The sequence below is a fragment of the Acinetobacter sp. TUM15064 genome (assembly GCF_008980265.1).
Classification (GTDB): Bacteria; Pseudomonadota; Gammaproteobacteria; order Pseudomonadales; family Moraxellaceae; genus Acinetobacter.
In genome coordinates, this window is sequence record NZ_BKFU01000037.1 from 25,436 (window position 1) to 35,831 (window position 10,396).

Consider the following 10,396-nt stretch of genomic DNA (forward strand, 5'->3'; position numbering starts at 1 on the left):
CTCAAAAATGATTGATCAAAAAAGTGTGTCTGTATAAAGATGACATCTTGTGAAATTCGGCACAACATGCGTTAACAATCGACGTATAAAAAATTTAAGGAAAAGATGACATGGCGCAATTTGCAGTGATTGGTTTAGGAAGCTTTGGAGCCACAGTTGCAACTCAACTTATTGAGCTCGGGCATGATGTGATTGGCATCGACAGTGAAAAAAAGTATGTTGAAAATATCTCTGAACAAGTAACCCATGCCGTTATTGCCGATGCAACGGATGAACATGTGCTCGATGAACTCAATATTAAAAACTGCGATGCGGTTGTCGTCGCAATTGGTGAAAATATTGAAGCCAGTATTTTATGTGTATTACACCTCAAAAATATTGGGGTCGAGAAAATTTGGGTTAAAGCCAAATCCAAATCACACCATATGATTTTGAGCCATTTAGGCATCAGTAAAATTATTCACCCCGAAGAAGACATGGGCGTTCGGATTGCACAATCTTTATGTTACCCGATGGTCAGTCGCTACATGGCGCTTGAAGATAATCACTATATCGTCAAAATTGAAATTGACGAAAAATTGCAAGGTACACGCTTCCGCCAACTCATGGATCAAGCACCTGATGTAAAAACATTACTCCATAAGCGTGGTACAGAAGTTTTGTACAGCATAGATCCCAATTTAATTTTACAAGTGGGTGATATTTTAGTTGTTGAAGGAGTCCTTGAAACATTACGTCGTCTTTCAGCACGGTTCAAATCATGAAAAATCTAAAAGAATGGCAACCCAACCCGCAAAATACAATTAATTTAAGCCCGCCTAGCTTATTAGCTTTGGGTTTTTTAAGTTTTATTATTCTTGGTACGCTGTTATTAAAACTCCCTATTTCACACCATGGTGAACTCAGCTGGCTCAACTCTTTCTTTACAGCTACATCTGCTGTGACCATTACTGGACTATCTGTGGTGAATGTGGGGGAAACTTTTACCGTAACAGGTAAAGTCATCATTATGCTATTAATTCAAATTGGTGGCTTGGGGTTTATGACCTTTGCAATTTTGGCGGCATTAAGCCTATCGGCCAAGTTGGGCTTAAAACAACAAATCATGGCGCAAGAAACCATTGGTCAAACCAGTTTATCCAAAGTATCTTTTACCATTAAAGGCGTACTGCTTTATTCCTTATTTTTTGAAGCCATTGGTACTGTTATTTTAACCATTGCATGGATGGAAGACTATAACTTCAATCAAGCCTTTTTCTATGCTGCCTTTTATAGTGTCTCAGCATTTAATAATGGCGGGTTTTCACTCTTCCCGAACAGCTTGATGAGCTTCTCAGGTCAATATCTCATTACCTTTACCATCAGCATGTTATACATTATTGGTGGGATTGGTTTTGTGGTGCTGATGGATATTAAACGTAGTAAACGTTGGAAAGGCTTAAGTACCAACAGCAAACTTATTTTGTCTACGATTGCAGGCTTAAACATCATCGCCTTTATTCTTTTATGGGCAATTGAATCCAACAACCCCCTTACCTTAGCGCCAATGAGTTTAGGTGACCAGGCACTCAATGCATGGTTCCACGCAACCGTTCCTCGCTCATCAGGCTTTAACAGTCTCGATTTGGCACAAATGAAAGATGCTTCGACCCTCGTGACCATGTTACTGATGTTCATAGGCGGCGGCTCAATGAGTACCGCAGGCGGGATTAAAGTAGGTACTTTTATTATTGTTTTACTTAGTGTCATTAGTTTTTTAAGACGTGAAGATGAAATTCGTGTCTTTAATCATGCCGTTTCTGAAAAAACATCCTTCAAAGCAATGGCTGTTGTTTCTATTACCGCGACTCTGGTTTTTTTAGGCATCTTTAGCTTGACGTTAATTGAACCGAATCATGAGTTTATAGACTTATTATTTGAAACCATTTCCGCAGCCTGTACAGTTGGTTTGTCCCGCGGGATTACAGGCGAACTTCAACCTGCCAGTTTATTTGTTCTAATGCTTCTGATGTTTGCAGGCCGTTTAGGGCCATTAACATTGGCATACCTCATTGCAACACCGAAGAAAAGCCGGCTTAAACACCCAACCACAGATATTCAAATTGGTTAATCCTTAAAAACAATGTCATAAAAAAACCACGTTTGAAACGTGGTTTTTTTATTTACAGAGGCTTAGTACCAATTCATTAAAGATACACCTAAGCCCACATAAGTTGCCCGGTGATTATAATCAATCAAACTTTCACCATAACCGTCAAACAGTTGAAAATGCCCACGTAGTTTGCCAGAGATAGGAAAAGCCCAATCAAACTGTGCCGCGCCACGAGAGTCATCTCCCCCTTTTAAACTATGTCGTAACATAAGCGAAAAATCATGCTCATTCCAACGATAGAATGCCGTTAAATCACCACGTCCGATATAGTCTTTAATGTCTGGGTTATTGTCATCTTTTGCATCTTCTTCTATTCGATACCATGGACGCAGCATGAGAGCAAAGTTATCTCTTTCAAATCCGAGATTTAAAATGACACGATTCCAGCTACGAGAAAGCGGATCAGAGCGACCATTGGACTGATGGTTTAAAGTCAGCCCTAATAGGCGACCATTTAAACCAAACAATTCATAATTGGTTCTAAAGACCAAACTGGCTTCAGGCTCATAGTTGGTTTCACGAAATGGACGGGATTCATCCGCATTGTAGACTTGCCAACGCGAAGACTGGGTATACCCCAACCAGACATCGCCATTGTCCCCAAACAGATTTTCAACAGCTTTCGTTTTTAAAGACAGTTGGAATTTTGCTTCCATTGAATTTAAGTTTTGATCTTCATCCACCGTATTGGAAGGGTTTGGACTTTGAGGAAACTCATTTTTATCCGTCGTCCAAAAGCCCGGCATTAAATACACAGGCTGATAGGCACGAATATTCCATGTCCCGAGTTTACTTTCTGGAGAAAGCTCCCAACGGCTATCCATAAGAGATAAATTGGGCGTTATTTTAGGACCTTCCGAGGCAAAAACAGAGCTAACGCCTTGTGCGATCTTCCCTGAGATATTTTCAGGCGCTGGCGCGATTTGCATCGCTGCACGTTGTTCAGAAACAATATGCGGCTTTGCTACTGGAGGAATTTTAAATAATGCATCATAACAAGCCAAACGGTCTGCATTTGACTCTAATGCTACACATGCCTCAGCTGTTGCGGGAGCCGCAGGCACCTCTGAAACTTGTGCATGCGTTTTAGCGACAGCCAAAGCACTGAGCAAACTTACGCTCAGCGCTAAAGTTGAACGCTCAAATGGTTTAAACGCCATACGACCCTCTTATTATTTTACTGAACTTGTTGAATACTGAAACCTAGCTCAATCAAGGTATCACGCTTCGCAATAGGTGCAACCACTGCTTTCGTTGGTTTTTGTTCAAGCAAATATTGTACCGCAACACGCTTTAAATCTTCAAAATTCACTGCTAGAAGACGGCTACGCAACTGCTTGCGGAAGGCTGGAGTACGGGCATGTAATAGTGCATAACATGCAGTAATGGCTTCACCCGCTGGCGAACCTGGCTTATCCATACTTGCAATTAAACCCAAAATCGCTTCCTCAAGCTGATGTGGTTTTTGCTCAGTATTGAGTAACCATTGCACACTCCCTTCAAAGTCACTGAAAGTTTCCGCTAAACGTGGATCACGATAACTATAGAAGCGGAATGAGCATGCATTGCCATCATAGCTTGCACCGCCACCATACGCACCGCCTTTTTCACGAATCGCACTGTGTAGGAATCCATTGCGTAAGTAAGCAGCAAGAACCATCAGTGCTGCTGCATCTGGATGTGAAACTTCAACTGCTGGGTAAGCCGATGAACAGAATTGAACATTGGCCTGAATTAACCATGCTTCATCTGTATCTGTGTTTTCCTGCTCCACAGCTTTAAGACTCACAACTTGCTCAGAAACCTCTAGTTTGTCCCAGACATTTTGAACTTCTTCTAGCAAGCGCTCAGATTGGTGTTCTTCACACACCAACAAAAATTGTTTCGGTGCTTGTAAAAGTTTTAAATGAATGGCTTTTAATTCATGAATGAAATCTTCATAAGCAACTTCATCTTTTTCAATACGGCTAATCAACTCACCCAACCAGTTTAATGCACCTAAACCCGTGTTGTGATAATCACGATTAGCTAAAGCACTGTGGTTACGCCCTGCAATTTGCATAGCATAACTATGACCCGATCCTGAAAGACGTGATGCCCAACGTGTTTTACGTTGTTGCAAGAGTTCAATAATGCGGTCTTTTTCATCGAAACGTAACTGCTCAAACGCCAATTTCAACAAGTTAATACTTTCTAAACTACTCACCAGCGATTTTGTAGTCAGCGTGAGCCACGCACTGATTTGGTTTTTATCATTCACGTGAGAACGTAACGACGCACCCATTCCTAAACCACCACTTACAGCAGTTTGCAGTTGTTGTAGCTCAAGATAATCGTACTGACCTGCCCCCACTTCACCCATCAAAATAGACAGTAAGTTAAAGTATGGTGACTGCACCACATCTTGTGGAATCTGAATCAGCACTTGGTTGTAGTAAATACCGTTCGTGCCTGCATGATAGAGATTGAGCGGGTAATCAGTACGATTAGAGATAATCTCCCGCAATTGACCTTGTACAATTTGCAATTCAGCTGGCACATCTTCCAAGCCCACCTTTGGCAATAAATTTAAGTCATCTGGTGTATCCTGACGGACTTTCAATGCCTCAGTCTGTGCTTCAATTTCTGCTTTTTGAGTTTCTGTAAGTTGCGCACCAATTGCAGCTAAACGTGCTTTCTCATCTGCGGCTTCCACCGCAGATTTATTGGCATCTGGCACCAAAGTCATTTGTACACGGTGTGAGTTATCAATGAGATGCGTCTTGATGAGATTGGATAACCACATCGGGTCTTTTAATTCTTCTTTCACCGCAGCAATAGCTGAGTCTACATCCCAAACAGTGACTGGGTCGCTGTGGTGGATCGCACTACCCAAACCATTTAAAATCAGGCTTAGACCATAAGGCATACCGTCGCCATTGATTTCACGTTGATGCAATTCAATCTGATGTAAAATCGCATCGACCATGTTTTGATCGACAGGTTTTGCAGCCACATCTTCTAAGATTTTAAAGACACCTGCTTTAAACTCTGCCGCATGTTCAGGGTTTGAACCCTGTACACCGCAGTAGAAGGTCATTTCGTAGTTCGAATCATCTACACCCATAATCGGGCCTGTAGACTGTGCATAACCACAAGTCTCAAGATAATGACGCAGTGGTGAAGCTGAGTCTTCTAAAAGTATACCTTCAACCAATCGCATACCTAAACGAAGCTTTATATTGCTAGCTTTAGGCAATAACCACGAAATAATGTGATAAGTTTTATCTTTTAAATCTTCTGCATCTACCGCATAGGTTTCAGTCACTTCTACGGGTGCTGTTAAACGACGTTCTTCTTTAGAATAAAGCGTTTCACCTTTAGAAAATTTAGCCAAAGCCAAAGTTTCAAATTGCTCCTGCAAATTATAGGCAGGCTCATTACCAAAGGTCATGAAAACTGCGTTGCTTGGGTGATAATGCGACTTGTAGAAATCCACCAACTCAGGATAAGTCAAGTCTGGAATATCTTTCGGGTCGCCACCTGAATTGTAATGATAGGTCGTTTCTGGAAATAAGTGATGTGCAAGCTGATGATACAACTGGTCTGAAGGCGAACTCATCGCCCCTTTCATTTCGTTGAAAACCACACCCTTATAAACAGGTTCACCATTTTCAAGCTCAATACGAATACCTTCTTGAGCAAAATCAAGCGGATTTAAATTAGCCGCAAAAGCCGCATCTAAATACACTTCCAATAAATTTTGGAAATCTTTTTTATTTTGCGTCGCAAATGGATAAGCCGTCCAATCCGCTGCTGTAAAAGCGTTCATAAACGTATTCAATGAACGACGAATCATTAAAAAGAACGGATCACGCACAGGGAATTTTTCTGAACCACAAAGCGCAGTATGTTCTAAAATATGCGCTTCGCCTTTTGAATCCATAGGCTGAGTACGGAATGCAACCAAAAATACATTTTCATCGTGATTGGTGGCTAAGTGATAATGCACCGCCCCAGTGATTTTATGTTTATATTCAGACACTAAGATGTCTAAAGCTTCAACATGGTGTTGACGTACCAACTGAAACGCAGGATGTACAGTTTGTGAAATGGTTTCAGTGACATCTACAGTCATGTGATCTCCTCAATTCAAAGCATTTTCTAAATGTTTCAAGTATAACCTGAAAATCAAGAACAAGACTCATTCATTGACAATTTTCCAAGTAACTTGGTCAACTTTTAAAAAGCGTTGAACTGACGGGACCTATACCCAACTGAATCCACCCGCAAATACTGAATCAATAACGATTAGACAGGATCATTAACCAGTTTTTCGGTTTTTTTTGCCCACCATACACAAAGCACTATTGCGATCAGTAACACTGCAGATGCGCCAAAACGACTCAAATCTAAACCACCAGAACTTAAAGGTTTATCTAAGAAATCACCAACAACCGCCCCTAAAGGACGCGTTAAAATAAAAGCGGACCAAAACAGAAAAGTCCTCGAAATGTGGCTCAACTTATACAAAAGTAAAATAAATAAAATCAGTCCACTAAATAGTGCAATCCCACCGCTATAACCTAAACCTGCTGTGTCTGCAGACCAATCACCTAAAGCAGTACCTAAAGTTTGGGAAAATGTCAGCGTTAACCAATAGAAAAGCTCAACTCGTGGCTGATTCACCACATGTGGTGAAATACTGCCTTCAGATTTATGCCAAATAAAAAGCGAAATCCCGACCAAACTTAATAATAATGCACTCCCACCCACGTAACCAATGCCTAATGAGCGATCAACAAAGTCAGCTAAAGTTGTCCCTACAGTTGTACTGGCAATAATGGCGAACCAATATAAAAAGGGATGATAACTCTTCGATCTGATTTGAAAAAAAACAGCAACAATAAAAACGAGTGAAAAGATAAAAGTACTGAGTAAATAACCCAAGTTCATCGACATTGAAACAGCATCACCCGCCGTTTCACCAAATGTCGTTGCAAAAATTTTAGTTATCCAAAAAAGAGCCGTGATTTGTGGCACTTTCATTAATACCTGATGTACATCTTGTACACTTGCGGCGGAATTCACATCAATAGGCATTATTAACACCCCAATAAACAACAGATGCCCATTGTCAGCTTATTGGCTTAAGATCAGATTAAAATAAGACCTAATCCGTTTAATAGCCCATTATAATTTTAGCTCTCATCGAAGCATTCAGCTGTATCACAAGCGGCGACAATACAGCTGTTCATGAAGACAATGTTCGCTATACTGATTAACCAATCAGGTATTTGAAATAATTATAGTTCGGATGATTTTCAACAAAAACATAATTTTGCTTTTGATAAAAACTTACAGCAGATAAATCTGCTGTGTTTAAACACAACGCAGAGAAATTCGGACGTGCATATTTTTCCAAATGTGCCAATAGTTGACGCCCCACACCACTTTTACGATATTTAGGATGCACATAGAAACGACGTACACGACCAATACGTGCCTCGATTTCGTTTTCACCCCATTGCTGGTTTAATCCACCACAGGCAATAAGCTGATCTTGATCATAAGCCAACAACAGCACTTCACCCTTTTGATTAAAACGATTTTTCCCACTTTGATATTCTTCGATCAAGCGGGTCAACGGTTCATATCCTTCTTTTGCTGCCAGTTGCGCCAAAGCTTGCATTTGAGGAGGTAATTGTTCTGCCGCTTGAATTAAAATTTCCATCTAAACTTCCTTGAATATAACCACAGCCATTTCACTACATTTACCATGTAAATAAAATGAATTTTACTCAACAAACTACAGCAATTATGAGCATTAGTGTAAAATGTCGCTTTAATTTCAATACGTGACGAAAAACACATGGCAACTGTTGATCTTTTTGCAATTGGTAATGCACTAATCGACCAAGAATTTAAAGTCTCTGACGACTTCCTTATTCAACAAAATTTGCAAAAAGGCACTATGCAGTTAACTGATGGTGAAACACAAGCAGATCTGTATAAAAAATTAAAAGAAACACAAAGCTATAAAGGTCAAGCATCAGGTGGTTCAGCAGCAAATACTACCGTTGCCTTTAGTGCCTTAGGTGGTTCAGCCTTTTATGCATGTCGTGTAGGTAATGATGAATTGGGTAAAATTTACCTCAATGGTTTGCATGAAGCAGGGATTAAAAACACTGAGAAATCAATCAGCGAAGGCGTCACAGGCACGTGTATGGTTTTGGTCAGTGAAGACTCTGAACGGACGATGCACACTTATTTGGGTATTACCGCTGAGTTGACTGAACAACAGATAGATTTTGAACCTTTAAAAACAGCGAAATGGCTCTATATCGAAGGTTATCTTTCAACCAGCGATAGCGCACGTTTAGCTGTTAAACAAGCGCGTGAAATTGCCAAAGCACATGGTGTTAAAATTGCATTAACCCTCTCTGATCCAGCGATGGTGCAATATGCACGTCATGGATTGGATGAAATGATTGCAGATGGTGTGGACTTATTATTCTGTAACCAGCAAGAAGCCATGATGTACACCGAAACGGTAACGGTTGAGGCAGCTTTGGCAAAACTCAAAACGTTCAGTCAACACGTGGTCATTACCCTTTCCGCTGAAGGTGCCCTTATTTCAAATGCGCAAGAAACATTTAGTGTCGCAGGCCGTAAAATTGATGCTGTCGATGCAAATGGTGCTGGCGATGCCTTTGCAGGTGCTTTCTTGTACGCTGTGAACGCAGGCTTAGGCTTACATACCGCAGCGCAACTGGCTATTTTGATTTCAAGCGAAGTGGTCGCTCAATTTGGTCCTCGCCTAGATATCGCGGATTACACTGAATTGTTCCAACAATTGCAAAAGGAATGCGCATAATGCACAAAATCTGCATGACGGAAGACATCCCAGAACGTGAAGCACGCTCCTTTGAGACACCCAATGGGGATACAATTTTTATCACCCAACGTGACGGTGCATTTTTTGCCTATCAAAATATCTGCCCTCACCTCCAAGTTGAACTGGAGTTTTTGGAAAATCAATTTTTAGATCGAGACCAAGAATTTATTGAATGCTCAACGCATGGTGCATTATTTGTAGTTGAAACAGGTGAATGCATCTCGGGGCCTTGCCAAGGTGAAGCACTTGAAAAAGTGCAGATTACCGTGCATTCTGATGGTGGAATTTACCTCACAGAAGAATAATATATTTGGACTTTCACCATGTATGAGCTGCTACACCACCCTGATTTGATGATTTTTCATTTCAGTTTATTGGCTTTGCTTTTACTCAGCATGGTGGAAACCCTTGGCTATTTTTTTAATTCACGCCCAAGTCACTTTCTCAAAAAACTATCTCCACAAAAGCTCACACAATCTCCATTATTAGACGTGAAATTTTCAAAAACCCTGATTGTGGTTTTTCTTTTGCTGAACTTCAGTGTCGCGGGTTATTTCCTTCAATTTTGTATTTATGCAAAGGAACAAGCCTTTACCTCCGCATACTACCTCATCCTGCCAGCCCTGATTATTGCGATCTTCTTCACCGTTTTTATGATTCACTGTTTAGATCAGGTGATTAAACCCAGACCCATCAAAAGACAAACCAATTTATTGGGTCGCCTTGCCACTATTTCCAGTGGCAATGCCCGTCCTGGCTTTTCAGCTCAAGCACGTGTGCGCGATGAGTATGGTCAACTACACTATGTCCAAGTTGAACCTGAGTTTGGCGAGCTCGAATTTCAGTCGCAAATTATTCTGATTCGACTAAAAAAATCACATTACATCGCCAAAAGAATTTCAAAATCTAACCAACTGTTTAGTGGTGAGATCAGCAACTAAACACGGCTCTCAAACATCCACTTGAGCTCCACTATTGGTCTGTTACACATTTTCAGTGTATCGGCTTTGCTTGCGCCATCATTGTAATATTCTCAGATCAATACAGAATAACAATATTTAAATATGACCTTGTATCACTCAACCTTTCAAAAATGCTGCTGCCTAAAGCAAAGCTACACTAGAGTTTCGAGGCAAAAGGGCTATCGCTTCGACCAGCTATTCTTCAATGATTTAAAAGACCTATCAATTTTATAATTTTAAGACAAATTCTCGATAAAATGACATTTTTTTTAAATATAAGCGTTTTAGTCGGATTTAAAATAAATATATACAAGTATTTCAGTCAGGTTTTTAAATATAAATATAAGTATTTTAGTCAACTTTAAAATGCTTAAATATTAGTTTATTTTTCATCACATATCATCA

Annotated in this window: 9 protein-coding genes; 5 read left to right on the forward strand and 4 right to left on the reverse strand. The window is 40.3% G+C overall.

Annotated features, from left to right (window positions below; all coding sequences use genetic code 11):
• The first annotated feature begins 110 nt into the window (after positions 1-110).
• Positions 111-764, forward strand: coding sequence for a TrkA family potassium uptake protein (locus GBI16_RS11680; protein ID WP_086210236.1), 654 nt, complete (start codon positions 111-113; stop codon positions 762-764).
• Positions 761-2,110: a TrkH family potassium uptake protein gene (locus tag GBI16_RS11685; protein WP_086210237.1), complete on the forward strand. Its 1,350-nt coding sequence runs from the start codon at positions 761-763 to the stop codon at positions 2,108-2,110. Before GBI16_RS11680 ends, GBI16_RS11685 begins: the two co-directional genes overlap by 4 nt.
• Before the next feature lie 62 nt (positions 2,111-2,172).
• Here GBI16_RS11685 and GBI16_RS11690 read toward each other — a convergent pair whose 3' ends face one another.
• The 4 genes from GBI16_RS11690 to GBI16_RS11705 form a co-directional block, all read right to left on the reverse strand.
• Positions 2,173-3,312, reverse strand: coding sequence for a phospholipase A (locus GBI16_RS11690; protein WP_151707131.1), 1,140 nt, complete (start codon positions 3,310-3,312; stop codon positions 2,173-2,175).
• 17 nt (positions 3,313-3,329) lie between these two features.
• On the reverse strand, positions 3,330-6,269 hold the full coding sequence (locus GBI16_RS11695) for an insulinase family protein (protein ID WP_086207564.1): 2,940 nt from the start codon (positions 6,267-6,269) through the stop codon (positions 3,330-3,332).
• A gap of 173 nt (positions 6,270-6,442) precedes the next feature.
• Entirely contained in the window at positions 6,443-7,234 is a 792-nt protein-coding gene (locus tag GBI16_RS11700; protein WP_151707132.1) for a hypothetical protein, read from the reverse strand.
• 178 nt (positions 7,235-7,412) lie between these two features.
• On the reverse strand, positions 7,413-7,865 hold the full coding sequence (locus GBI16_RS11705; RefSeq protein WP_086207566.1) for a GNAT family N-acetyltransferase: 453 nt from the start codon (positions 7,863-7,865) through the stop codon (positions 7,413-7,415).
• A gap of 138 nt (positions 7,866-8,003) precedes the next feature.
• On the opposite strand from GBI16_RS11705, the gene GBI16_RS11710 reads away from it, so the two are divergent.
• The 3 genes from GBI16_RS11710 to GBI16_RS11720 are packed head-to-tail and all read left to right on the forward strand — an operon-like array spanning position 8,004 to position 9,970.
• Positions 8,004-9,008: an adenosine kinase gene (locus GBI16_RS11710; RefSeq protein ID WP_151707133.1), complete on the forward strand. Its 1,005-nt coding sequence runs from the start codon at positions 8,004-8,006 to the stop codon at positions 9,006-9,008.
• A 14-nt stretch (positions 9,009-9,022) separates the two neighbouring features.
• The gene (locus GBI16_RS11715; protein ID WP_171264395.1) at positions 9,023-9,334 is read left to right on the forward strand and encodes a Rieske (2Fe-2S) protein; all 312 of its coding nucleotides are present in this window, start codon (positions 9,023-9,025) and stop codon (positions 9,332-9,334) included.
• 18 nt (positions 9,335-9,352) lie between these two features.
• Entirely contained in the window at positions 9,353-9,970 is a 618-nt protein-coding gene (locus GBI16_RS11720) for an OB-fold-containig protein (RefSeq protein ID WP_086207569.1), read from the forward strand.
• Positions 9,971-10,396 lie beyond the last annotated feature (426 nt).